At 36.9% G+C, this 25,970-nt stretch carries 26 protein-coding genes; all 26 read left to right on the forward strand.

Translation table 11 applies throughout. The features are described from left to right. Positions 1-166: 166 nt before the first annotated feature. On the forward strand, positions 167-538 hold the full coding sequence (locus N0B48_RS20300; protein ID WP_259840988.1) for a hypothetical protein: 372 nt from the start codon (positions 167-169) through the stop codon (positions 536-538). Positions 539-597: 59 nt separating this feature from the next. Beyond that, a complete protein-coding gene (gene atpB, locus N0B48_RS20305; protein ID WP_259840990.1) occupies positions 598-1,698 on the forward strand; it encodes a F0F1 ATP synthase subunit A in 1,101 nt (366 codons plus the stop codon). Between the two features lie 47 nt (positions 1,699-1,745). Then, entirely contained in the window at positions 1,746-1,940 is a 195-nt protein-coding gene (atpE, locus tag N0B48_RS20310) for an ATP synthase F0 subunit C (protein ID WP_002979108.1), read from the forward strand. An 86-nt stretch (positions 1,941-2,026) separates the two neighbouring features. Next, entirely contained in the window at positions 2,027-2,524 is a 498-nt protein-coding gene (locus tag N0B48_RS20315; protein ID WP_259841007.1) for a F0F1 ATP synthase subunit B, read from the forward strand. Between the two features lie 2 nt (positions 2,525-2,526). Next, entirely contained in the window at positions 2,527-3,066 is a 540-nt protein-coding gene (gene atpH / locus N0B48_RS20320) for an ATP synthase F1 subunit delta (protein WP_259841009.1), read from the forward strand. Positions 3,067-3,084: 18 nt separating this feature from the next. Next, entirely contained in the window at positions 3,085-4,662 is a 1,578-nt protein-coding gene (atpA, locus tag N0B48_RS20325; RefSeq protein WP_259841011.1) for a F0F1 ATP synthase subunit alpha, read from the forward strand. A 66-nt stretch (positions 4,663-4,728) separates the two neighbouring features. After that, positions 4,729-5,598 (forward strand): ATP synthase F1 subunit gamma, encoded by an 870-nt coding sequence (gene atpG / locus N0B48_RS20330; RefSeq protein ID WP_259841013.1) that lies wholly within the window; start codon positions 4,729-4,731, stop codon positions 5,596-5,598. Positions 5,599-5,948: 350 nt separating this feature from the next. After that, entirely contained in the window at positions 5,949-7,307 is a 1,359-nt protein-coding gene (locus tag N0B48_RS20335) for a hemolysin family protein (protein WP_259841015.1), read from the forward strand. A gap of 14 nt (positions 7,308-7,321) precedes the next feature. Continuing rightward, positions 7,322-7,627, forward strand: coding sequence for an ATP-dependent Clp protease adaptor ClpS (locus N0B48_RS20340; RefSeq protein WP_090021781.1), 306 nt, complete (start codon positions 7,322-7,324; stop codon positions 7,625-7,627). Between the two features lie 134 nt (positions 7,628-7,761). Then, the gene (locus tag N0B48_RS20345) at positions 7,762-9,597 is read left to right on the forward strand and encodes a T9SS type A sorting domain-containing protein (RefSeq protein ID WP_259841018.1); all 1,836 of its coding nucleotides are present in this window, start codon (positions 7,762-7,764) and stop codon (positions 9,595-9,597) included. Between the two features lie 137 nt (positions 9,598-9,734). Continuing rightward, complete coding sequence (udk, locus tag N0B48_RS20350) at positions 9,735-10,349, forward strand: uridine kinase (RefSeq protein WP_034725384.1); 615 nt, start codon at positions 9,735-9,737, stop codon at positions 10,347-10,349. 1 nt (position 10,350) lies between these two features. Next, a complete protein-coding gene (locus N0B48_RS20355; protein WP_047455472.1) occupies positions 10,351-10,707 on the forward strand; it encodes an FtsB family cell division protein in 357 nt (118 codons plus the stop codon). A 198-nt stretch (positions 10,708-10,905) separates the two neighbouring features. Further along, positions 10,906-12,069 carry a methylmalonyl-CoA mutase family protein gene (locus N0B48_RS20360; RefSeq protein WP_259841021.1) on the forward strand — a complete coding sequence of 388 codons (1,164 nt, stop codon included), beginning with the start codon at positions 10,906-10,908 and terminating at the stop codon, positions 12,067-12,069. Between the two features lie 113 nt (positions 12,070-12,182). Next, positions 12,183-12,623: a DinB family protein gene (locus N0B48_RS20365; RefSeq protein WP_259841023.1), complete on the forward strand. Its 441-nt coding sequence runs from the start codon at positions 12,183-12,185 to the stop codon at positions 12,621-12,623. A gap of 252 nt (positions 12,624-12,875) precedes the next feature. Beyond that, entirely contained in the window at positions 12,876-14,024 is a 1,149-nt protein-coding gene (locus N0B48_RS20370; protein WP_259841025.1) for a class I SAM-dependent methyltransferase, read from the forward strand. Positions 14,025-14,161: 137 nt separating this feature from the next. Continuing rightward, positions 14,162-14,440: a hypothetical protein gene (locus tag N0B48_RS20375; protein ID WP_259841028.1), complete on the forward strand. Its 279-nt coding sequence runs from the start codon at positions 14,162-14,164 to the stop codon at positions 14,438-14,440. A 494-nt stretch (positions 14,441-14,934) separates the two neighbouring features. After that, complete coding sequence (locus N0B48_RS20380; RefSeq protein ID WP_259841030.1) at positions 14,935-16,314, forward strand: dipeptidase; 1,380 nt, start codon at positions 14,935-14,937, stop codon at positions 16,312-16,314. Between the two features lie 204 nt (positions 16,315-16,518). Next, positions 16,519-17,334, forward strand: coding sequence for a T9SS-dependent choice-of-anchor J family protein (locus tag N0B48_RS20385; RefSeq protein ID WP_259841032.1), 816 nt, complete (start codon positions 16,519-16,521; stop codon positions 17,332-17,334). Between the two features lie 228 nt (positions 17,335-17,562). Then, positions 17,563-18,483 carry a T9SS type A sorting domain-containing protein gene (locus N0B48_RS20390; RefSeq protein WP_259841034.1) on the forward strand — a complete coding sequence of 307 codons (921 nt, stop codon included), beginning with the start codon at positions 17,563-17,565 and terminating at the stop codon, positions 18,481-18,483. Positions 18,484-18,768: 285 nt separating this feature from the next. Next, positions 18,769-19,785, forward strand: a complete 1,017-nt coding sequence (locus tag N0B48_RS20395) for a T9SS type A sorting domain-containing protein (RefSeq protein ID WP_259841036.1) — start codon at positions 18,769-18,771, stop codon at positions 19,783-19,785. 244 nt (positions 19,786-20,029) lie between these two features. Further along, the gene (locus tag N0B48_RS20400) at positions 20,030-21,046 is read left to right on the forward strand and encodes a T9SS type A sorting domain-containing protein (protein WP_259841039.1); all 1,017 of its coding nucleotides are present in this window, start codon (positions 20,030-20,032) and stop codon (positions 21,044-21,046) included. A 79-nt stretch (positions 21,047-21,125) separates the two neighbouring features. Further along, positions 21,126-21,830, forward strand: a complete 705-nt coding sequence (locus tag N0B48_RS20405) for an SDR family oxidoreductase (RefSeq protein WP_259841041.1) — start codon at positions 21,126-21,128, stop codon at positions 21,828-21,830. A 154-nt stretch (positions 21,831-21,984) separates the two neighbouring features. Next, entirely contained in the window at positions 21,985-22,731 is a 747-nt protein-coding gene (locus N0B48_RS20410; RefSeq protein WP_259841043.1) for an electron transfer flavoprotein subunit beta/FixA family protein, read from the forward strand. A gap of 40 nt (positions 22,732-22,771) precedes the next feature. Continuing rightward, complete coding sequence (locus N0B48_RS20415) at positions 22,772-23,719, forward strand: electron transfer flavoprotein subunit alpha/FixB family protein (RefSeq protein WP_259841045.1); 948 nt, start codon at positions 22,772-22,774, stop codon at positions 23,717-23,719. Between the two features lie 206 nt (positions 23,720-23,925). Continuing rightward, positions 23,926-24,525, forward strand: coding sequence for a bifunctional nuclease family protein (locus tag N0B48_RS20420; RefSeq protein WP_034725399.1), 600 nt, complete (start codon positions 23,926-23,928; stop codon positions 24,523-24,525). A gap of 22 nt (positions 24,526-24,547) precedes the next feature. Further along, entirely contained in the window at positions 24,548-25,930 is a 1,383-nt protein-coding gene (locus N0B48_RS20425; protein ID WP_259841048.1) for a nucleoside permease, read from the forward strand. Positions 25,931-25,970 lie beyond the last annotated feature (40 nt).

Consider the following 25,970-nt stretch of genomic DNA (forward strand, 5'->3'; position numbering starts at 1 on the left):
CAAAAATAAGGAATTTTTAGCATATGCAAAGTGTTCGGACACGTAATATTATATATATGGAAAAAATGATAAAAATCAAATCATATGAAAATACGATAGAAAAAGTCTATTTTTGCGATCAGTTAAAATAAACCTCGTAGAAATAGAGGTTGAAAATAAGTTTATAATGAAATTAAATCCTAATATCTTAGTTACGGTATTATTCTTTTTAACATTTCTGATCCATTTTTCCCTTTGGAAATTTGTTTTTCACTTAGATGAGATTATTATTGTTAAATTTTATCTTTTTTTAAGTGTAATGTTCATGCTGATGATTACAATGATTGTTTTAATTAATAGAGTAGTTCCGGAATTTTTGGGACTGGCTGTAATCGGTCTGATCCTTTTAAAATTCGGTTTAATGTATCTAATTAAAGAAAAATTAAACTTTGAAGTGATTCCAGGCTATAAATTTCATTTCATTATCCCTTATTTCGTCCTGACCACGCTGCTTACCTACTATGCGATTAAGCTGATCAATCATGATAAAAAACAGTAAAATTATTTATTGAAAATAGAAAAAATATCATATTTTTGCACAACGAAAAAAACCTATCAATGTTTAAGAAATTCGCAGTTTTATTCTACAGTATTTTTGTATTAAACTTAGTGTCTGCACAGCACGGTGAGGCTGCTGCCGGAACAGTTCCAGCACAGGAGCTTTCAGAAAAAGACAAAGCAAGTAAAGAAAACAAAGAGTTCATCGATCATCACTTGTTGGATGCTCACGACTTTACATTGATGGTGGATAAAGATGGTCACCACATCGGATTCCCTCTTCCGGTTATTTTCTATGACAACGGTATTCATTCTTTCATGAGCAACAGTAAAGAAGGTTTCATGCACGGTGAGCCAACTGAAGTAGACGGTTCTTATTATAAACTGCACCACGAGAAAATTTTCAAAACGGATGCAGCAGGAACTTTAACACTTGGTGAAGATGGTTTTCCTACTAACGAGAGACCTTTAGATCTTTCTATTACGAAAAGTGTACTTATTCTTTTATTAGTATCTGTTTTCATGCTTGCATTATTTGCAGGAATGGCTAAGTCTTACAAGAAATCTGTAGTTCCTACAGGAGCAGCAAGATTCTTAGAGCCGTTAATCATTTTCGTAAGAGACGAAGTAGCAATCCCGAACATCGGTCATAAATATAAAAGATTTATGGGATACTTATTAACCGTATTCTTCTTTATCTTATTCCTTAACGTATTAGGATTAATGCCATTCGGAATCAACGTTACAGGTAACATTACGTTAACGTTCTTCCTTGCTATCCTTACTTATTTAATCACTACGTTCTCTGCTAACAAAGATTACTGGAAACACATCTTCTGGATGCCGGGAGTGCCTGTGCCAATGAAGCTGATCATGTTACCAATCGAATTGTTAGGAACGATCACTAAGCCTTTCGCATTGATGATCCGTCTTTTTGCTAACATGACTGCAGGACACATCGTAGTAATGAGTTTGATCGGATTGATCTATGTATTTAAGAACTTCGCAGCTGGTGTTGCATTCCCGTTCTTAACGTTAGTAATCTATTTATTGGAAGTATTGGTTGCATTCTTACAGGCTTATATCTTTACCATGTTATCAGCTTTGTTCATCGGAATGGCAGTACAGGAGCACGAGCACGAACATCATGCGGCTCACTAATTGAAATTGTAAATTAAAGTAAAACAAATTTTTTAAAATTATATATTATGGAAATCCCTAAAATTGTAGGTGCTGGTATCGTAGTACTAGGTGTAGGTATTGGTCTTGGTAAAATCGGAGCTGCTGCTCTTGAAGCTATCGCTAGACAACCTGAGCAATCTGGAAAAATCCAAACAGCTATGCTTATCGCTGCTGCACTTGTTGAAGGTGTTGCGTTTGCTGCTCTATTCGCAGTAAACTAATTAAAATCAAACCATTACCCGTAACGGTTGGTTACAGGTAATGGTTATTTAAGAAAAAAAGTAATAATTATTTATACATTTATATAATGGAATTAATTCACCAGTTTTCATCAGGATTATTTATTATCCAGTCTGTTATTTTTCTAGCATTATTATTTTTGTTAGGCAAATTTGCCTGGAAGCCTATTTTAAAATCGATCAATGACAGAGAAACTTCTATTGTTGATGCTCTTAATCAGGCTAAATTGGCAAGAAAAGAAATGGAGACTTTAAAAGAGGATAACGAAAGAATTATTCGTGAAGCTAAAGTCGAAAGAGATGCTATCCTTAAAGAAGCGAGAGAAATTAAAGATAGAATCGTAGGTGAGGCTAAAGATGCGGCTAAAAATGAAGGCGACAAAATGATTGAAGCAGCTAAGCAGACGATCCAGACTGAGAAAAATGCTGCTATGGCAGACATCAAAACTCAAATTGGTGTTTTATCTGTAAACATTGCTGAATCTATCCTTAAGCAGAAGTTGGATAACAACGAAGCTCAAAACGAATTAGTTCAAAATTATTTAAACAAATCTAACCTTAACTAAGAATGCTTACATCTAAAGTAGCTAAAAGATACGCACAGGGACTGATTGATTTCACCAATGAATCAGGTCAGACAGCTGCTGTATTTTCTGAAATGAAAGATGTAGTGAAGATCATGTCTCAATCTGTAGATTTGAACAAGTTCTTCCTTACGCCTTACATTGATGCAAAAAAGAAAATAGAGGTAGCAGACCAGATCTTTAAGGATTTTTCAGTTTCTTCGCAGAACCTGATCAGACTAGTGATCAAGCACGGGCGTGAAAACCAACTGAAAAATATTGCTCAGGAGTTCATCAATAAGGTAGAGGATATCAACGGAGTACAGAGAATTACTCTTACTACAGCGACTCAGCTTTCTAAGGAGAACCTTGATCAGATTTTAAGATCTACCAATCTGGTAAAAGCAGATTCAAACTTTGACCTTAAAGTAAACGTGAAGCCTGATATTTTGGGTGGTTACATTTTAAGAGTAGGTGATCAGCAGATCGATGCATCTGTGAAAACCAAATTGAGTCAGATTAAAAAAGATTTTCATTTAAATTAAGAAAAAAACAACCATATAATGGCAGAAATAAATCCGGCAGAAGTATCTGCGATCTTAAAACAACAGTTGGCCAACTTCGACGCTCAATCTAACGTTGAGGAAGTAGGTACAGTTTTAACCATCGGTGATGGTATTGCTCGTGTATACGGGTTAGAAAATGTACAGTACGGTGAGTTGGTTAAATTTGCTAGTGATGTAGAAGGTATTGTACTTAACCTTGAAGAAGACAACGTAGGTGTTGCTTTACTTGGTGAAAGTAAATTAGTAAAAGAAGGAGATACAGTAAGAAGAACAAACAGAATCTCTTCTATCAAAGTAGGAGAAGGTATGTTAGGTAGAGTAGTAGATACTCTTGGTAATCCTATCGATGGTAAAGGACCAATCGAAGGAGAACTTTACGAAATGCCATTGGAAAGAAAAGCTCCTGGAGTTATCTTCAGACAGCCCGTAACTGAGCCTTTACAGACAGGTATCGTTGCGATCGACTCTATGATCCCTGTAGGAAGAGGTCAGAGAGAGCTTATCATTGGTGACAGACAGACAGGTAAAACTACTGTTGCGATCGATACGATCATCAACCAGAGAGAATTTTTTGATGCAGGTCAGCCTGTATATTGTATATATGTTGCGATCGGTCAGAAAGCTTCTACGGTAGCACAAATCGTTAAAACCCTTTCTGATAAAGGAGCTTTAGCATATACGGTAATTGTTGCGGCTAACGCATCAGATCCGGTTCCAATGCAGGTATATTCTGCAATGGCTGGAGCATCTATCGGTGAGTTCTTCAGAGACTCTGGTAGACCAGCATTGATCGTTTATGATGATTTATCCAAACAAGCAGTAGCATACCGTGAGCTTTCTCTACTATTGAGAAGACCACCGGGACGTGAAGCTTATCCTGGAGACGTTTTCTATCTTCACTCTAGATTATTGGAAAGAGCTGCAAAAGTAATCGCTGATGACAAAATTGCTAGCCAAATGAATGATTTACCTGAGTCTTTAAGACCAATCGTAAAAGGAGGAGGTTCATTAACTGCACTTCCGATTATCGAAACTCAGGCTGGTGACGTTTCTGCGTATATTCCAACAAACGTAATCTCTATTACAGACGGACAGATCTTCCTGGAGTCTGATCTATTCAACTCAGGGGTTCGTCCTGCGATCAACGTAGGGATCTCTGTATCAAGAGTAGGAGGTAACGCTCAGATCAAATCAATGAAAAAAGTGTCTGGTACTCTTAAATTAGACCAGGCTCAATATAAAGAATTGGAAGCGTTCGCTAAGTTCGGTTCTGACCTTGATGCTTCTACTTTAGCAGTAATCTCTAAAGGAGAAAGAAACGTAGAGCTTCTTAAGCAGCCGGTAAATTCTCCACTTCCTGTAGACAGTCAGGTAGCAATGATTTATGCAGGTACTGAGAACTTAATGAGAAACGTTCCTATTAAAAAAGTAAAAGAATTCCAATTAGAATATATCGAATTCTTAAGATCTAAGCATCCTGATACAATGGCAGCTCTTAAAGCGGGTAAAATCGACAACGATATTACAAGCGTTCTTAAGCAGGCGGCTAACGACTTGGCATCTAAATATAACTAAAAAATTCAATGTTTAAGGTTTAAAGCTGGCCTTTGAACCTTAAACTTTATACATTGAAAACATAAAATGGCAAACTTAAAAGAAATACGAGGAAGAATCAGTTCAATTTCATCTACGATGCAAATCACACGTGCTATGAAAATGGTTTCCGCTGCGAAACTTAAAAAAGCACAGGATGCAATCGTAATGTTAAGACCTTATTCTGAAAAGCTACAGGAGATCATCCAGAATGTAAATTCTAGTTCAGATCCTGATCAGGTTTCTATTTATGCTCAAAAAAGAGAGGTTAAAAGAGTACTTTTCATCGCTGTAACTTCAAACAGAGGTTTGGCAGGTGCTTTCAACTCTAATGTTGTAAAGGAACTAAACATTCAGTTTCAGAATAAAGCTCAATATGAGTTTGAAGTTCTTACAATTGGTAAAAAAGCTTACGATGCTGTAAGAAAGACTCGTGCAGTGTACTCAAATGAAAGCGCCGTTTTTGATAATCTGAACTTTGAGGCAGTTTCTCACCTTACTGAAGCAGCTATGAGCAGTTTCAAAGAAGGTAAATTTGACGAAGTTTATGTAATCTACAATAAATTTATTAATGCTGCTACCCAGGAAGTAACAACAGAACAAGTTTTGCCTATTTCTATGGCAGAAGTGGATACTACACAGCCTCAGGTAGAAACAGATTATATTTTTGAGCCGAATAGAGCAGAAATTTTAGATAATTTGATTCCAAAGTCTATTAAAACTCAGGTTTTCAAAGCTGTTTTAGATTCTGTAGCGTCTGAGCACGGTGCGAGAATGACAGCAATGCATAAAGCAACTGACAACGCGCAGGAGCTTAAGAATGACCTTGTCATTTTCTACAACAAAGCAAGACAGGCTGCTATTACCAACGAGATCTTAGAGATCGTTTCAGGAGCAGAAGCTTTGAAAAATTCATAAAGAATTATTTTTATATCATATTAAAGCATCGACACTGTCGGTGCTTTTTTTGTGGAATTAAGGTTCGGAAGAAGGAAGATAGAAATTTGACTTTATTTTTAAGGATTTAAGTGTTTTTTGAAGAATGAATAAGCCTTTTATTGTTCTTTAGCCTCTAAAACTTCAGATATTTCCGAATCTATATTCCTTGTTCAAAAAAGATTTTAATTGTTTTTTTAACACTCTGGAGGCTTCCGTTTTTTCGCTTTTATCCTCTATCTTAGAAAATTAGATTCCCAAAATATCTTAACCTCAATGCAGGTTATTTTTATTTTATCTATCTTTGTATCCTAAAAATATACAACTTCTAAATGGACTCGGACATAGTCAGGCTTTTGCTAGCCTTATTTCTTGTTTTACTCAATGGCTTTTTCGTAGCCGCAGAATTTTCAATTGTTAAAGTTCGTTATTCACAAATCCAGTTAAAAGCCGCCGAAGGTAACTCTATGGCCAAGCAGGCAGAACATATTATCAAGCATCTTGATGAGTACCTGTCCGCTACACAGCTTGGTATTACCCTGGCATCTCTTGCATTGGGTTGGGTAGGTGAAAGCGCTTTACATCACGTAGTTGAAAGTATCTTCCACTCTTTGAGCGTTGAACTGACTCAATCTACCATTACTACGATTTCAGTAGTAACCAGTTTTGTACTGATTACGGTGATGCATATTGTATTCGGGGAACTTATTCCTAAATCAATTGCAATCAGAAAATCCGAAGCGACTACAATGGCTACAGCAGTACCGTTGAGAGTTTTTTATACCATCTTCAAACCGTTTATTTGGTTAATGAACCTGATGTCTAATACCTTTTTAAGACTGGTAAAAATACATCCGGCTTCCGAACAGGAAATTCACTCTACCGAAGAGCTTCAGCTTTTGGTAAAACAAAGTGCTGACAGTGGTGAGATTGAAGAGGAGAACTATGAGATTATTAAAAATGCATTTGATTTTACAGATCATTCCGCAAAACAGATCATGGTTCCAAGACAGAATATCACATCAATTGACTTTGAAGAAGATATCACTGAAATCATCAATATGATCATGGACAGCGGTTACTCGCGTATTCCCGTGTATCTTGATTCCATAGACAATGTGATCGGTATTTTCTATACCAAAGAAATTATCAGAGAATATGTTAAAAGAAAAGGGGACCTGAATCATGAGGATCTTAAAGACCTGATGCGTGATGCGTTCTTTGTCGTGGGAAGCAAAAAGATCTCAGACCTTCTTAAGATATTTCAGCAGAAAAAACAGCACCTGGCCATCGTTATCGATGAATTTGGAGGAACTGAAGGTATTATTACCCTGGAAGACATTCTGGAAGAACTGGTAGGGGAGATTCAGGATGAAGAAGATGATGAAGATAAACTGGTAGACAAGATCGGAGATAATATTTATTGGGTTCAGGCTACACAGCCGTTGGATGAAATTAATGAACATCTTCCTAAAAAACTGTCTCTTTCTGAGGAAAGTGAATACAATTCCCTGGCAGGATTTATTCTGCATGAGCTGGAAGATATTCCGGAAGAGAATGATGAATTTGATCTGGAAAACTACCATTTCAAGATTTTGAAAATGAATAATAAGAGCGTAGAGCTCGTAGAATTAGTGTATCAAGGCCCGAATGTACTCAGCGACCTGGCCGATAAATTAGGTGAAGTTTAAAGAGAGAAAGAAAAATGATTTTTTATAACAGCATAAAAGATTACGAAGATCCGAAGCGTCAGTATGAAGAAGAAGTATTGGTTCTGGATGATACGGATGAAGTGTATAAACTGGTTCTTCACAATGATGACATTCACACATTTGATTATGTAATCGACTGTCTTGTTGAGATCTGCAAACATACCCTGGAGCAGGCAGAACAATGTACCATGCTGGTGCACTATAAAGGCAAATGCACCGTCAAAACAGGTTCACTGGATCTTCTGAAACCCATGCATGAAAAACTGCTATCAAGAGAATTAACAAGCGAAATAGTATAAACGAAACCCTGCCATTGGTAGGGTTTTTTATTTAAAATGTATTTTTTTATAATATTTATACACTTATTAGTGAAAAATAAGATTAAATTTATTTATATTCGCAATTAAGACACATCAATTTAAAATATAAGTCAATGAAACAAAAAATTACTTCGCTTATTCTCTGTGGTATATTATGCTGTTCTGCATTAAACGCTCAGGAATCATCTTTTGAAACACCGGCTAAAAGCTGGATCAAAGAAAACACAAGAAATTTAGGAATTCCAGGGTTCAGTGAACTTACACTAAGCTCGGTACGTAAAGGAAATACAGGTGAGACCCTGCGCTTTCAGCAGATGATCAAAGATGTGCCGGTTTTTCAGTCTGTAATTGTTGTTCATTTCAACAAAGAGGGCAGAATAAGCTATACCGGGACAGAAAGTTTGAAAAAAAATCTGAAAGAAGTTGATACCGTTCCTTCTTTTCCTGCATCAGAAGCCGTTCAAAAAGCTCATATAGCTTCTAAAACAAAGGGTGCAGTGACTTTTGAAGAAAATAAACTGGTTGTTTATCTTACCGATTCAGGAGAAACGAAACTGGTTTATAGGGTTGTGACGAGTTCTTTCGACAATCCAGGTAGCTGGGAAACCATTGTAGATGCAAAAACAGGCAGTGTCATAAGCATGCAAGACATTTCTGTAAAGCATCACGATAAAAATGATCCAACTCCAAAGAAAAATAAAAAAGTAACACCAAAGAAAGCTCCCGTAACCGGTAGTGCCTATATTTTTGAACCAGATCCTTTGTCTAAAACAGGATCAGCTTATGCAGGTAACTTTGTAGATAATAACGATGCTACCAATGCCAGTCTTGATGCGGCAAGAACTTTAGTGACCATTCCTGAACTTGATCTTACAGGAGGAGTGTACACACTAAAAGGAACGTATGCAGAGATTAAAGAAATAGAAGCCCCTGCAAAAGGGATTTTTACACAGTCTACGGACCAGTTTTTATTTAACAGAAGTGATGATGGATTTGAAGCAGTTAATGCTTACTGGCACCTTGATAACAGCCTTAGATACATCAACGTAACGTTAGGAATTGTTTGCAAACCTGCACAAAACAACGGAGTATTAAGATTCGATCCTCATGGTTTTAACGGTTCTGATAACTCCCATTATCTGACGGGAAGCGAGTCACTTGGATTTGGAGAAGGCGGTGTAGATGATGCTGAAGATGCCGATGTTATCCTGCATGAACTTGGACACGGAATTCATCACTGGCTTGCTGGAGGAATTTCCAATGCAGACGGTCTGAGCGAAGGATGCGGAGACTACTGGGCACATTCTTACAGCAGAAGCTTAAATCAATGGCCTTCATCTGCTCCTGAGTATCAGTGGATGTTTAACTGGGATGGGCATAATCCTTTCTGGGCAGGAAGAATAACCAATACAACCATGACCTATCCGGGATCAGGATCTTATTATGATAAAGCACAGATCTGGTCTGCTGCATTGATGAGAATCTGGAACAGAATAGGGAAAGAAAAAACAGACAGAGCCTTTTTAGAAGGACTGGACTTAACGACTTCAACGACCAACCAGCAGAATGCCGCTATTGCCGTAAGACAAGCCGGTATAGATATGTTGGGGCAGTTCGGATTTAATTGTAATGATATTACGGCTATGACAGAGGAATTTACTACAGCCGGATATGTACTTCCTGAATACAGTTGTGTACTGAGCACCAAAGAAACTTCGAAAGAAAATCTGATTTCAGTATATCCAAACCCTGTTTCTGATCTGCTGATCGTTTCGTGGAAAGGAAATAAAGAAGAAAAAGCTGAAATCTTCAATATGGAAGGCAGAAAAGTAATGGAAACCACAATAAGTAACAACAGAAACAAAATTGATGTTTCAAACCTTCCGTCCGGAAATTATATCCTGACTGTAAAAGGAATTGAACTGTCTGCAAAATTCATCAAGAAATAAAAATCTTAAATAAAATTTTAAAATCCGGTGTTCAGACATCGGATTTTTTTGTTTTAAATCAATTTGTAGAAGGATTGTTTTACTTGCATTCATCTAAAATAGTATATTTGTACCAACTATAAAGAAACAAAAAAAGAATGCTTGTAATAGGAATTGCTGGAGGTACAGGATCCGGCAAAACTACAGTTGTTGACAAGATACTGCAACAGCTTGATATTGAAGGAATGAATATCCTTTCTCAGGATAATTATTATCACGACAACCCGAATCTGACACTGACCGAAAGAGAGGCGCTCAACTACGACCACCCAAAGTCTATAGATTTCGATTTAATGATAAAACATGTGAAAGCTTTAAAAAACAATGAGCCTATAGAACAGCCCATTTACAGCTTTGTAACGCATTCCAGAACGGGCGACCACGTCACTGTAGAACCTAAAAATGTATTGGTAGTAGAAGGTATTCTGGTACTTACGAACAAAGAACTGCTGAAGGAATTCGATTTAAAAGTATTCGTTCATGCAGATTCAGACGAAAGACTGATCAGGAGAATCAGGCGCGATACCCAGGAAAGGGGAAGAGACCTGAGTGAAGTCCTTCACCGTTATCAGACCACTTTGAAGCCAATGCATCAGGAATTCATTGAACCATCCAAGAATGACGCAGATTTGATCATTCCCAATATGAGACAGAATTCCGTAGCGATTGATTTTTTAACTACTGTTATTAAAAATTCGTTGAGAAAACATTAAAATGGAAGAAAACAAACTTATTAAAGACATCCAGCCGAAGTCTGAAACATTAAAAGTGATTCAGAAATATGTTCTGAATAAATATACCATTACCATCTGTATGTTTCTGGTCTGGATGATATTCTTTGATAAAACCTCTTTCCTTGTTATTAATGAACTGAACGGCGAAATCAGCCGATATGAAGACCAGCTGGAATATTATAAAAAGGAATACGAAAAAAACGACACTTTTTATAAAAAGCTGATGAACAATAAATCGGAAAAAGAAAAATACGCCAGAGAAAACTATTTTATGAAAAAACCGGATGAAGAAATCTTTATCCTGGTAGTAGATAGTGCCAATGAGGCGAAAAAATAATTTGAACTGTAAATAGTCAATTAGCTTCGCAGCGAAGTGTCAATCGTCAATTTTGTAGATTCACCATTGACTTGCGAAGCAAAATTCACCATTCACAAGATAAGCAATATCAATAGTGAATTGTCAATCGTTAATTTTTATAGATTCACCATTGACTTGCGAAGCAAAATTCACCATTCACATAGTAACCAATAGCCAATGTCCAATACAGATATACTTCCAAACTGGGAAGCCTTAGTTAAAAAACAGCTTAAAACAGAAGATATTTATTCTATCCTGAAGAAAGAAAATCTGGAAGGAATAGAGGTAAAACCTTTTTACAGTGAAGTTCAGAAACCGTTGGTCAATCTGCCAAAAGTGGAAGAAAACACTCATTTGGTGGCCAGATATCATGAAAGTCTGGAGGAAGATGTATTTGCATTTATCTTAGACCATAATGTAGAAACACTAGAGCAGAAAACGCTTTTTGTTAATAATAAAGAGCTTGCCGGACATATCAGCCCGCAGGAAGAGGATCAGTATTTTTCTTTAGTTGATGTTTTTAACGAAAACGAAGGAATTATTGATGATCAGTTGGCCAAAGAGCTTTTAGCCAAAGATTTTAAAAGAAATATCTGTGTGAATATTTCCCTTCACCAAAACGCAGGGGCAGCGATTTACCAGCAATTGGGAATAGCTTTGTCAAAAACAAAGGAGCTTGTTGAACTGTATGGACCTGAAATTTTAAATAAACTGATTTTCAGAATAGCCGTCGGAGGAAATTATTTCTTTGAAATGGCCAAACTGAGAGCTTTTAAAATAGTCTTTAACCAGCTTTCCAGGGAATATGGTTTAAATGACACTCCTTATATTTTTGCTGAAACTTCTTTGAGAAATAAAGCTGTGGCAGACAGTGAAAACAATCTGATCCGTTCTACATTGGAACTTGCTGCTGCGATGATCGGAGGAGCAGATGCCGTTTTCAGTACTAATTATCTTGTCAGCAGAAGTACAGACAATTCGGAAGAAATTTCCTTTAAACAGCAGATTGTTTTAGCTTACGAGAGTATCATTAATGTATTTGAAGATGCATCGAACGGGAGTTATTTTGTAGAAGATATTACCCGTCAGATTGCAGAAAAATCATGGGAACTGTTCGTTGAAATGGAAGAGGCAGGTGGCTATCTGGCCCTTTTAAATCAGGGAGTTATTCAGAAAAAAATCTATGATCAGGCTATAGAAGAACAGAAATGGGTGGAAGAAGGTAAAATAAAGCTGATAGGAGTCAATTTATACCCCAAATTAGACGTTAAAAGATCAATTGAAGATCTATACAGCGAAAAAGAAATAAAGGCCGTACGTTGGGCTGAAATGTTTGAGTAATTTCATCTGTTCACAAACTTTACTTTATGCAAATACAGCTTTTTATTTTTTTAAATTAGCATAAACATCCATGTAGATCTGTATAATCTGTGGTTAAAAATAATCCCCAAGCAATGAAAGAAAAGCTGATTGACCTTTTTGAATATACCTATCATTTCAACAAAGAAATGATCAAAGTTATTTCCGAAAACATCACAAAAGTTGATGAGAAAACAATAAGTCTGATCAACCATACGATTAATGCCCAACAAATCTGGAACTCACGTATATTGGGTGAAAAATCATTTGAAGTCTGGCAGATCAATCCGTTTGAATCATTAGAGGAAATCAATCATCAGAATTTCGAGAAAAGCATCAATATCATTCAAGATTTTGATCTTGATAAACGAGCAGAATACCAGAACTCAAGAGGAACAAAGTTTGAAAACAGTATTTTTGAAATGCTGTTCCACGCCATCAACCATTCAACCTATCATCGCGGCCAAATCAATTCCCTATTGAAACAGAATGGTATTGAACCATTGTTGACAGATTATATTTTTTATAAAAGATAAATTTTATTGTTGACAGAGGTTGTTTGAAGTGTGTGTGTTGCTCCCACAGATTTTTCAGATTACGCAGATTTGCACAGATGATGATGCATAAATTAGTTTTCGATTTATAGAAGTATCTATTCCCTAATTTTTAAATATTTAAGAGTATGTATGTATTTGTAATAAAGATTAAGCGTAAACATCTGTGCAAATCTGCGTAATCTGTGGTTTAAGAAATAAAAAACTTTTGTAATGAAAAAAAGCTGATTAACCTTGGAAAATAAATTAATCAACAAAGAAATTCAGAACTACATCAATGCACATCTAAATACAGATCTGCACACACTCTTATTAAAAACATCTCCGTTTCCAGACGTCTCCATGCCGGAAATCGTCCAGCAGATCAAAGGAAAACAAACGGCCCAGAAGAAATTTCCGTTTCTGCTGAAAGAAGGCATTATCTTCCCACCACAGCTTAATCTGGAACAATCCTCATCAGAAAAAACAGCAGATTATAAATCCCAAATTCTTAAAGGAAAGAAATTTATAGATTTGACGAGCGGCTTTGGAATTGATGCCTATTATCTGTCCCAAAATTTTGAGGAAGTCACTTTGGTGGAGCAGAATCAGGAGCTATTGAGCATTGTGGAACATAACTGGGGCATTTTAGAACGAAAAGCGACATTCATCAATCAGAATCTGGAAGAGTTCTTACATACCAATCTGGAACATTTTGATGTCATCTATCTGGATCCTGCGAGAAGAGACCAGAATAAAAATAAAGTCTTTCTTTTGGAAGATCTTTCACCGGATATTCTTCAAATCAGAGAAAAACTACTTGCCACAGCAGCTCAGGTAGTCGTAAAACTCTCTCCATTGATCGATCTGAAATATCTGATTTCTGTTTTACCGGGCATTTTCAGGATCGAAATTATAGCAGTAAGAAATGATGTAAAAGAAGTCGTTATTTTCCTTTCCAAGGAACAAAAAGAAGGAATTACAGTAAACTGTATCAATCTTGAAAGCGGAGAATCTGCCTTTAGTTTTACATTTGGAGAGGAAGAAAAGAGTCAGGCACTGTATTCTGAACCCGAAAAATTCATATATATTCCCAATAATGCTATTTTGAAAGCCGGAGTTTTTAATTTGATCTCAGAAAGGTTTGAATTAAAAAAACTTCATCCCAACACCCATATTTATACATCCTCTCAAAACATTAACGATTTTCCTGGAAGAGTAATGGATATGGAAGTGATTGAATCTAAGCAGATTAAAAAGAAAGAGCAGTTCAATATCATTTCAAAGAATTATCCTCTAAAACCGGAAGATATCAAAAAGAAATACGGACTAAAAGACGGTGGAAAGGACTATCTTATTTTTACACAATCCAAAAAAGGTAAAATTATTTTAAAATCAGTATAAAAATGTTGCCCCAAAAAGCAGGATTTCTTAATTTTGGGCAATCAAAAATTTAAGCATGAAATCGCTTGCTGTCAAAATAATCATAACCGGCTAAAATAATGCGATTCCATATGACCTTTAAAAAATAAATTTTACATATGAAAAAATTAATTATATGTTTAGCCGTTGCAACGGTAGCCGTAAGCTGTAAAAAGATCCAGGCAGGAGGAAACAAAAATACGCTGAAACTGGAAGAAGGAGTAGAAAGATATTCTGACGATGCTCAGGGTGGAGGTGAAGCACACGGTCATGAAGCTGCTGCAGGACACAAAGAAGCGGCTCCTGCTGAAAAGCATGAGGCTGCAGCTCCCAAAACAGACAGTACTGCTGCTGTAAAGCCTGCTGAAGCTGAAAAAGCTCCGAAAGCTGGACACTAATTACTAGTACACGATATAAAAAATGTCCTGCCGAGATGCAGGACATTTTTTGTACGGATTCTAATGTATCAATTTCAAAATTTAAGGATTAGATAAGCTTTTTTATCACTTGGTAAAAGACTTTATCTGTCCCCTAAGTGTTGCAGGTGATCCTATTTATTTCTAACAAAAAAATATTATAAACATTAAGAAATTAAGATCTTAAAAGATAGGGTGCTTAAAGAACTTAAAAAATCAATTTATTGATTTCTTCATTCAAACAGTAAGCGTGCTGCTTAAATTCTTAATGTTTAAATTAAGAAATAAACTAAAGTTTATTGAGGTTAAGAAAAATAAGATCAATCTTAAACAGACTCTGATAGGTTTGATTAAATTTATTTTACTCCCTAAGTTTTGAAACTGAGCCTGAATAATAACAGTTCTTCGGAAAATTATCTGTTTTTGTTTGCTGCTGCAGACCAATTTTTTTACTTTTAACAAAACAAATTTTTAAAATGCAAGAGACATTAAATTACATTAACGAAAACAAACAGCGTTTCGTGGATGAATTATTTGAGTTACTGAGAATTCCTTCTATTTCTGCAGATCCGGCTTATAAAAATGATGTATTGAAATGTGCTGACGTATGTGCAGAACATCTTAGAAATGCAGGAGCAGATCAGGTTGAAGTATGTCAAACAAAAGGCTATCCGATCGTTTTCGGAGAGAAAATATTAGATAAAAACCTTCCTACGGTATTGGTATACGGACATTATGACGTACAGCCTGCAGATCCGTTGGAGTTATGGAAAAAACCACCTTTCGAACCTTATATTGAGAAGACCGAACTTCATCCTGAAGGAGCCATCTTCGCAAGAGGTTCTGCCGATGACAAAGGACAGTTTTTCATGCATGTGAAAGCTTTTGAAGCAATGATGAAGACTAACACACTTCCATGTAACGTTAAATTTATCCTGGAGGGAGAAGAAGAAGTAGGTTCTGTGAGCCTTGGCGACTTCGTTAATGAGAATAAAGAAAAACTTGCTTGCGACTGTATCCTGATCTCCGATACGCATATCTACAGCAACGAACAGCCTACGGTAACAACAGGTTTAAGAGGGTTGAGCTATGTAGAAGTTGAAATCGAAGGACCCAACAGAGACCTTCACTCAGGACTTTACGGAGGAGCGGTTCCAAACCCTATTCACGTACTTTCCAGAATGATCGCTAAGTTGATTGACGAAGATGGACATATTACGATCGATGGATTCTACGACAATGTAGAAACAGTATCTGATGCTGAAAGAGCAGATATGAATAAACTGAAGGATAATCCTGAAGAGTTTAAGAAGTCTATCGGACTAAGTGGAGTGGAAGGCGAAAAAAGCTATACAACACTTGAAAGAACGTCTATCCGTCCTACCTTAGACTGTAATGGTATTTGGGGAGGATACACAGGAGAAGGTGCTAAAACCGTGATTCCTTCTAAAGCTTCTGCTAAGATTTCAATGCGTCTGGTTCCTTATCAGACTCCGGAAGAAATCACTGAGAAGTTCACGAAATATTTCGAAAAGATCGCACCAGATACCGTAAAAGTAAAAGTAACGCCTCACCACGGAGGGATGCCTTATGTATTGCCAAGTGATACCAAAGAATTCCTGGCGGCTAAGCAGGCTATGGAAACAGCGTTCGGTAAAGAAGTTCTTCCGTACAGAAGCGGAGGAAGTATTCCGATTACAGCGATGTTTGAAAAGGTATTGGGAGCTAAGTCCGTATTAATGGGTTTTGGACTTGATTCAGATGCAATTCACTCTCCGAATGAGCATTACGGCTTATTTAATTTCTACAAGGGAATTGAAAGCATTCCATTGTTTTTTGAAAATTATTCGAAATAAATAATATTTTATCAAGATATTTTAGAAAGCGTTCCGGCATCGGAGCGCTTTTTTTTGCGGATTTTTAAAGTATAGATGAAAAATGTTTTGTGTTATAATGATATTTCACGTCATATTGATTGTTTTGTTATTTTTTCTCGTTTTTACTTTTATTTATTTTATCGGAAATGTAATTTGGGCCCTTACAATCAAAAAATAAAATTTATGAAAAAAACATTCCTAATTTTTACATTGGTAGGTGCTTTTCTGCCATTATCTGCACAGACCACCATTTTTGAAGAAACTTTCACAACGTCGTTGGGCATACCAACAGGCTGGGAAGTATTGGACAGAGATTCCGATGGTAAAAAGTGGTTAGTAGACGATATATCAGATCTTGTTGAGGGATATCCGGGAGATGCAGCTTATATTTTTTCCGGACAAGATACTTCTTCAACGGATAATGTACTGGTAACCCCCACCATTAATGTACCCGGTGGCAATCCAAGCTCACTAACGTTTTCCGTACAGGCGTATGTAGATCAGGATTTTTTTACAGCAACTCAAAATCACTATGCTGTCTATGTGCTCCCGGCAGCGTCCTCGTTTACAGGAGCCGAAACACCTGTTTTGGATGAAAATATTACAGCCGGAACTACAACTGTATCAAAGACCGTCAATCTGTCTTCGTATGCGGGACAAGCTGTAAAGATTTATTTCAGGCAGTTTATGAATACTACGCTTGAAGGGTATATAATGATCCTGGACACAGTTAAGGTTACTCAGAGCTCACCACTGGGGATTTCAGAAGTTACCTCCGGCTTTGGAACTGAAATATTCCCAAATCCTGCTTCGGATTATTTATACCTAAAATCATCTATGAAAATTACAGACTTGGAGATTTTTGATTTTTCAGGAAAAAAATTGAATGCTCCATATAAAGGTAATAAAGTAGATATAAGGAAATTTCAGTCCGGAACTTATATAATCGTTTTAACTTGTGGTGATAAAAAATACACCCAAAGATTTATAAAAAACTAAAAAACTGCTGAAAATGAGGATGAATCATCGTTCAGGCTTTTCAATGATGTAAGTTTTCGTTGATCATTTTGGATTTATCATTATTCCGTATAAAAATCTTCAGCCATAAAATAAAAGCATTTCGATATCCGGAATGCTTTATTACTTTTTTAATTGTTTTCCCCTATCAAATGGTATTTTTTTTAATAATGTATGTATTTATTTTTAGTTCAACCTAAAAATAATGCTATGAAAAAAAATTACTCTATCGCATTCTGCTTGTTTTCAGTAATTTCCCTTGCGCAACAGCAGATGATTTCCTTTGAAAATCTGGATGGATTTTATACCGGAGATATCCATGGCCAGGGAACCTGGATCAGTACCCCAACCGGAGATGTGCCTCCCAATGTGCTCAATCAGCTGATTTGTACCGATAATGCGACGGATGGGATGAATTCTCTGAAGATCGTAAAAGAAAACACCTATGGAACCCAATCTGTTCCTATTATCGGGGCATTTGATAACCTTCCGGTTCTGCTTGCTTACGATAACTTTACCGTTTCTTTTGATATCAATATGTCTCAGCTTAATGGTTCAATTTTCAGCTTTCAGGGATTGAGCAGCGCTGATGAAAAATTCGTGGTCAGAGTGGATTTCGATCCCTCAGGAATTGTTAAAATACTGAAAATGTCTTCAGGAATTCCTGTTATGGAAAGTACTTCTGCATCATGGCTGCCTAATCTATGGTACAGAATTACTGTCGTAGGAACGCCTGCAGAAGTTAAATATTTTCTGAATGGTATTTTAATATATTCCGGTACAGCAGCAGAAACAATAGGGATGAACCAGCTACGCTTCGTCCATGATAATACGGCAGGGACCGCTTTTATTGATAATGTAAAGGTGTACACCGAGGCTATGTTATCTGCTGCGAATGTAGCGGCCGTTAAAAATACTTTGACGGTATATCCTAATCCTGCCACAGATTTCATTAAGATCAATTCTTCCGGTAAAATAAAAAGTGTTGAGCTGTTTGATTCTGCCGGAAAGAAAATTCAGGCAAGAGTGGAAAATGACAAAATAGACGTGACAAGCCTGTCTGCCGGGGTGTATCTGGTCAATATAAAAACAGAGAATGGTAATTTTTCAGAAAAATTCATTAAAAAATAGCTTGATTTCTGTATATGATTGATTGTAATTGTTTTAACCTATATTTTTCTCGAAGTAGTGAATTTTAATGCTTTTTATTGATTTTTCAGTTAAAATATTTTTATTATAAAACATTTACAGGAAAATAATTTTAATATTGAAGTTATGCCAAAATGATAAAAATGGTTTATTTTAAATAATTTGATTGAAAAGTTACTGTAAATTACTATTTTTAATTGATATTTTTTTTAATTAGAGTAAATGTTCTATATTTACCGGTGTAATTAATAAAATAAAAAAAATATCATGAAGAGAAATCTACTATTGAGTTTAGCATTACTTTCCGCAGTGTCTTTTTCTGCGCAGGTTCTGGAATCTGACAATTATAATTCTTATACCAATGGAAACGTTGGAACCAATACAACAGGTACAGTGATCGGACAGGGAAGTATGTATCTATCCGGTGGAGCAGCAGCTGACTATCAAATCGTGACCGGAGACGCAGCGCACGGAAAATATCTTCAGATCATCGGAGGTAATGAAGGAACTGCAGTTTCTGCCAGAGCTACTTATAAAGGCAGTTTTGCCACTGCTTGGGCTGCTAGAACTCCCGGTAATAATATCGTTAAAGGAAAAGTGGATATTTTTACAGGAACATCTACAAATCAGCACGCTGCAGGAGTAGGGGTATTTGGTGTTACGGATGGTATCGTGGGTATCAGATATAACTCAGAAACTAAAACAATTAATGGATTGGCTTATCTGAATGTTCCGGGACAAAGCGGTTTTTACAATATAACCGGTATTACAACGAATACTTATCCTGCAAATACATGGGTGACCCTAGCGTATACCTATAATAAGACATCAGGAGAAATTACGTATCAGGTTGGTAATGAAATACCTCTTGTATTGGCTGTAAACGGAGCTGATACCGTAGCCGGTCTTGATCCTGCCAGATTCAGAGTCTTAAGTTCTCCTACAAGAGCTACAGCAACAGGGCCTGTAAATGCAGGACCAACCACTTTCGGAATTGATAATTATGTAGTAACGGCATCTAATTCAATTACACTGGGAACTTCTGATGTTGAAACTAAAAAAGCTTCCGTTATAGCGATCGGACCTAATCCAACGTCTGATTATTTAAATATCCTTACAGATTTAAAGATCAACCATCTTGAGATCTATGATATGGGTGGAAGAAAAATATCTGCTCAACTTGAAGGGAATAAAGTAGATGTAAAAAATCTTAATCCGGGAACTTATCTTGTAAGTTTTGAAACAAAAGAAGGCAGAACTATCGAAAAATTCATCAAAAAATAATACCTGATCAATTTCGTATCAGTAAAAACGCTCCAACTGGAGCGTTTTTTTATTGTACTATGGTCTGATAAAAATAAAATAGAACCAAAGCTCTAAAATACCTGAAATCAGGTAGAAATAATTACTGTTTTTTAAGGATTGATCATTTACTACTCTCAGAATAGCTTTGCATCAACATTGATGAAAAAGAATTATACCGAGAAATAAATAGTATCAATTATAATATCAAATTAAAAAATAGGTTATGAGAAAAGTTTTATCAATGAGCGCGTTTCTATTGGTTTTATGCCATACGTTGAATGCGCAATCTTTAGAAAGCGATAATTTTAATTCCTATACGATAGGAAATGTGGGTACGGATATTACCGCGACTGATCCAGGCCAAGGAGGGTTTTATACGCAATTTGCCAATGGGTCTAATTCGGAAGCACAGATTGTAAGTATAGATGCCGCTCACGACAAATCTTTGCAGCTTACCGGAAGTGCCACTGCAGCCGGAACAAAATATATGTGGAAGAAAGGTTTGGGGACAGCATGGGCAGCAAGAACTGCAGGAAATGACATCCTTAAACTGGAATTTAATTTATACACAGGAAGTGCTACAGGCGGTGCAGGTAGAGCGACGGTTTTAGTTTATGACGAAACCACTCATAAAACCCTGCTTGGCGCTGGCTATGATTATGCTTCGCGAAGAACTGTAGGCATAGCAAACTACACCAATACGACCTCGGGGGTAACAGGGAACATCCTTTTTTATCTGGAACCCAATACCTATACTTATCCCGCCAATACATGGATTACATTAAAGTGTACATTCAATAAAACTACAGGGGCAGTGGTATGGACAAGTCCCGGAGGAATGCTTTATAGCCCTGCCGCAAACTATATACCGGCTGCGGCAGGCGTAGATCCTTTTGAAATGGATTTCGTTTCAGTCGTTAATGCGGGAAATACGGTGGCGCATATCACTTCTTTTGATAACTATACGCTAACTGCTACAAATAATATAGTATTGGGGACAAAAGAGACTGCTGTGAAAGAAAACAGTATTTCAGTTTATCCTAATCCTGCAACTGATTTTATCAATGTGAAGTCCAAATCATTGATCACTAAAATTGAAATCTTTGATACAGCAGGAAGAAAGATGAATGCGAAATTTGATCATGATAAAGTAGAGGTAAGGAATCTGAGTCCGGGAACCTATATTCTTAATATTGAAACCAACGGAAATACATTTTCTGAAAAATTCATTAAAAAATAAAATACTGATAAATCTTAGTAGATATAAAACGCTTCAATTGAAGCGTTTTTGTTATTTTAGAGCATTAAAATTCAAGAATATGTCAGATCAAAAAGTAGCTTATATAACTGGGGGAACGAAAGGAATAGGTTTCGGAATAGCGAAAATATTGTTGGAAAACGGTATTTCAGTGGCATTTTCGGGACGCAAAAGAGATGATGTAGAGAAAGCGGAAGAGGAGCTTAGACAGTATTCGGAGAATGTTCTTGGGGTAGTTTCGGATGTAAGAAGCCTCGAAAGTGAGGAAGAAGCCGTAAAATACGCTGTAGAAAAATTCGGAAGACTGGATTTCGTGATTGCGAATGCAGGCTTAGGAATATTCAAACCTGTAGATGAATTGACAGCCGAAGAATGGAATGACATGATAGAGACCAACCTGACCGGTGCTTTCTATACATTAAAGGCTTCCGTAGAAGAATTAAAGAAAACGGAAGGCTATTATATTACCGTATCAAGTCTGGCAGGAGCCAATTTCTTCGAAAACGGGACAGGCTACAATGCGTCTAAATTCGGAGTCGTAGGATTCACTCAGGCAGCGATGATTGATCTCAGAAAATACAACATCAAATCTACCGTCATTATGCCCGGATCGGTAGCCACCAATTTTAACGGAAATGTTCCTTCAGAAAAAGACAGCTGGAAGATACAGCCTGAAGATATGGGGAATCTGGTACTAGATATTTTAAAAATGAATCCGCGTGTATTGCCCAGCAAGATAGAGTTTAGGGCAACAAAACCAGCTTAGTAAAAGCATTTAATGTATTGAATAGTAAAAAAATAAGTATTATGCATGCATAATATATTTTTTAATTATATTAGCAAAAGTAAAATATAACAAAATCTCAGCATAAAACAGTAAGGTTTTTTATGCATTAATGGGAAAAAATAAAATAGTACACATGAAAATATTAGTTTGTATCAGTAGTGTTCCAGATACTACTTCCAAGATTAACTTTACGGCAGATAAGTCTGCTTTCGACAAAAATGGAATTCAGTGGGTAATCAATCCTTTAGATGAATTTGCATTGACAAAAGCGGTTAAACTTCAGGAATCTCAGGGTGCAACTGTAACAGTGATCAACGTAGGAGATGCTGCTACAGAACCGGTAATCAGAAAAGCATTAGCTATTGGTGCCAATGATGCAGTAAGAGTAAACTTAGACCCTAAAGACAGCTATTCTACAGCAAAAGAAATTGCTGCCGTAGCTCAAAACGGAGGATATGATCTTATCCTTTGTGGAAAAGAATCTATTGACTACAATGGAGGATCTGTTCCGGGAATGGTAGCTCAGTTATTGAACCAGCCTTTCGTAAATGCATCGGTAGGATTAGACGTAAACGGAAGCGAAGCGACTGCAGTAAGAGAAATTGAAGGCGGAAAAGAAACTATATCAGTAAAATTACCTGCTGTCATCGCAGGACAAAAAGGATTGGTAGACGAAAAAGACCTTATCATCCCGAACATGAGAGGAATTATGTCTGCAAGAACGAAGCCTTTACAAGTAGTAGAGCCAACTTCTTCTGAAGTAAAAGTTCAGGGAGTATCTTATGACAGCGTTCCGGCAAGAGCGGCTGTGAAAATGGTTTCTCCTGACAATCTTGATGAATTGGTAAGATTACTTCACGAAGAAGCGAAGGTAATCTAATCTTAATCCTTGAATTTTTTAATCTTTAAATTTTAAAAAAATGGCAGTATTCGTATACGCAGAAAATATAAACGGAGTTTACAAAAAAGCAGCTTTTGAAGCGGTTTCTTATGCTAAATCGGTTGCAGACCAGGCAGGAGACACTGTTACGGCAATCTCTGTAAACCCTACAGATTCTTCAGATTTATTGTACAAATATGGAGCGTCAAACGTGATCAATATCAAAGACGAAGGTCTTAAGAGCTTCTCAGCGAAAGCATTTGCTCAGGCTGTAAGTGAAGTAGCAGAAGGAAATACAATTGTTTTCCCTCACACTACAGATGCTTCTTCTATCGCTCCAATGCTTGCAGTAATGAAGAATTATTCTTTGATTACCAATGTTTTGGAAGCTCCTGAAAGCCTTTCTCCGTTCCAGGTGAAAAGAAGAGCGTTCTCAGGAAAAGGTTTCATGCATGCAAAAGCTGAAGGGACTGGGGTGATCATCACGGTTTCTCAGAATGCTTTCGGAGTAAAGGAAAACGCAGTATCAGGTTCTGAAGAAGTTAAAAATCTTTCAGTAGCCAATGAAGATACTAAAGTGATTTCTCACGAGCAGAGTTCAGGTAAATTAGATCTTAAAGAAGCAGAAGTAGTAGTTTCTGCAGGAAGAGGTATGAAAGGCCCTGAAAACTGGGGAATGGTTGAAGAGCTGGCTAATGTTCTTGGAGCTGCTACAGCTTGTTCTAAGCCTGTTTCAGATATCGGTTGGAGACCTCACACAGAGCACGTAGGACAGACAGGTAAAGCGATTTCACCTAACCTTTATATCGCAATAGGTATTTCAGGAGCGATCCAGCACTTAGCTGGGGTAAACTCTTCTAAAACTATTGTAGTAATCAACAACGACGCTGAAGCACCATTCTTCAAGTCTGCAGATTACGGGGTAGTAGGAGATGCTTTCCAGATTATTCCTGCATTAACAGAGAAAATTAAAGCAATTAAAGGATAAAAAAGTCAATAGTGAATTGTCAATTCGCTACACTGTCAATTGAATAAAATCAATACGTTACAGTATGCATTCACTTACGAAGTAAAATTGACCATTCATTATTCACAATTTTCACACATAAAAAATAAAAGCTCGGGCTTTTCCGGGCTTTTATTTTTGCGTAAAAAACTGAAATCACAATAAAAAATTAATCTATATTTGTAGCTATGGATTATAAGCAGCTAATTATTCGCGGAATATCGTACAGCCAGACACAATCGGGGGCGTACGCTTTGTTACTGGAGCATGAAGAAACACATATAAAATTACCTGTTGTCATAGGAAATTTCGAGGCTCAGTCCATCTCTCTCGGACTGGAAAAAGACATCCATCCGCCTCGTCCGCTTACCCATGATTTATTCACAAAATTTATAGTTTCAGCCAATTATGAATTGGTTTCAGTGATCATTTATCAGATCGTAGACGGCGTATTTTTTTCCAATATTAATTTCAAAAATAAAGCTAACGAAGAAGAACTGATTCTTGATGCAAGAACATCAGATGCCGTGGCCATGGCCGTAAGATTTGACGCGCCTATTTTTACCACTCAGCAAGTCCTGAACGAAGCAGGAATTCTTCTGGAACTGGAAGATGTTTCCAAAGAAGAACAGCCTTTCTCTGAAACGGTACAGTCTGAAGACAATCTGAAAGCCGTATCTATGGAAGAACTTCAAAAATTGCTCGATGAAGCCGTAAAAGAAGAAGACTTTGATACCGCTTTGGAAATTCAGGAAGAAATTAAAAGGAGGAAAAAGAAAATTGACTAAAAGAGACACTTTATACTAAACTATGAATTTAAAATTACGACTGACCATCCTCAGTTTTCTCCAGTTTTTTGTCTGGGGAGCATGGCTGATTACGATGGCTAATTTTTGGTTCGGGACAAAACACTGGGACGGAACCCAGTTTGGAGCCGTTTTCGGAACCATGGGGATAGCTTCTATTTTTATGCCGACCATCACCGGAATTATTGCAGACCGCTGGATAAATGCAGAACGTATCTTTTCGGTACTGCACATCCTGTATGGTGTTGTACTTTTTATACTGCCTCACTCCGCTGATCCTAATTCTTTCTTCTGGCTGATGCTTCTGGCTATGTGTTTTTACATGCCAACCATCGCGCTTGCGAATTCTATCTCCTACACCATTCTGAAAAACAGCAATCTGGATGTAGTGAAAGATTTCCCGCCGATCCGTGTATGGGGAACCATCGGATTTATTGTTGCAATGTGGATTACTAATCTTACAGGAAACAAAGCTACTGAAGGACAATTCTATATTGGTGGTGCTATCGCTATATTTTTAGGAATCTATGCGCTGACCTTACCAAAGTGTCCGCCACAGAAACTCATCGATAAAAGTGCCCCTTTATTTGAACAGCTGGGACTGAACGCATTTAAGCTTTTCGGAAGCTATAAAATGGCTCTGTTCTTTCTGTTTTCAATGCTTTTGGGAGCTGCACTTCAGTTAACGAATGCTTACGGGGATGTATTCTTAAGTGAATTCTCTCATTTTCCAAAATATGCAGATTCTTTCGTAGTTCAGAGATCTACGATTATCATGTCTATTTCTCAGGTTTCAGAGACTTTATTTATTCTGGCGATTCCTTTCTTTCTGAAGAAATTCGGAATTAAAAAAGTAATGCTGATGTCAATGCTGGCCTGGGTACTCAGATTTGGGTTCTTTGCGTATGGTGTTCCGGACGGATTCGGACTTACGCTGATCATCTTCTCATGTATCGTATACGGAATGGCATTTGACTTTTTCAATATTTCAGGTTCTCTTTTTGTGGAAACTACGACAGATAAAAAGATCCGTTCTTCCGCTCAGGGATTATTCATGATGATGACCAACGGTTTTGGAGCTCTTTTTGGGAGTTACATCGCAGGCTGGGCCATCGATAAGTTTTTTACCCACAAGTTTACGAACGTTTCAGACTTAACTGCTTATCTCGATACCACGGCAGATAATCCAACATTCCTGCAGATCCTTAAAAATAGTTTCAATTCAGCGGTCAATGCTGATGGGACGCTTTCTTCTGTGGTCATGGTAAAAGACTGGCAGAATATATGGTTATCTTTTGCAATCTATGCATTGATTCTGGCCATATTTTTCGCCGTTTTATTCAGACATAAACACAATCCGGAAGATGTTTCTTCAGTGAAACATTAATTCTACCGTACTGATTTTTAAAATATTAAATTGCACTTTT

The organism is Chryseobacterium herbae (assembly GCF_025154075.1).
Lineage (GTDB): Bacteria > Bacteroidota > Bacteroidia > Flavobacteriales > Weeksellaceae > Chryseobacterium > Chryseobacterium herbae.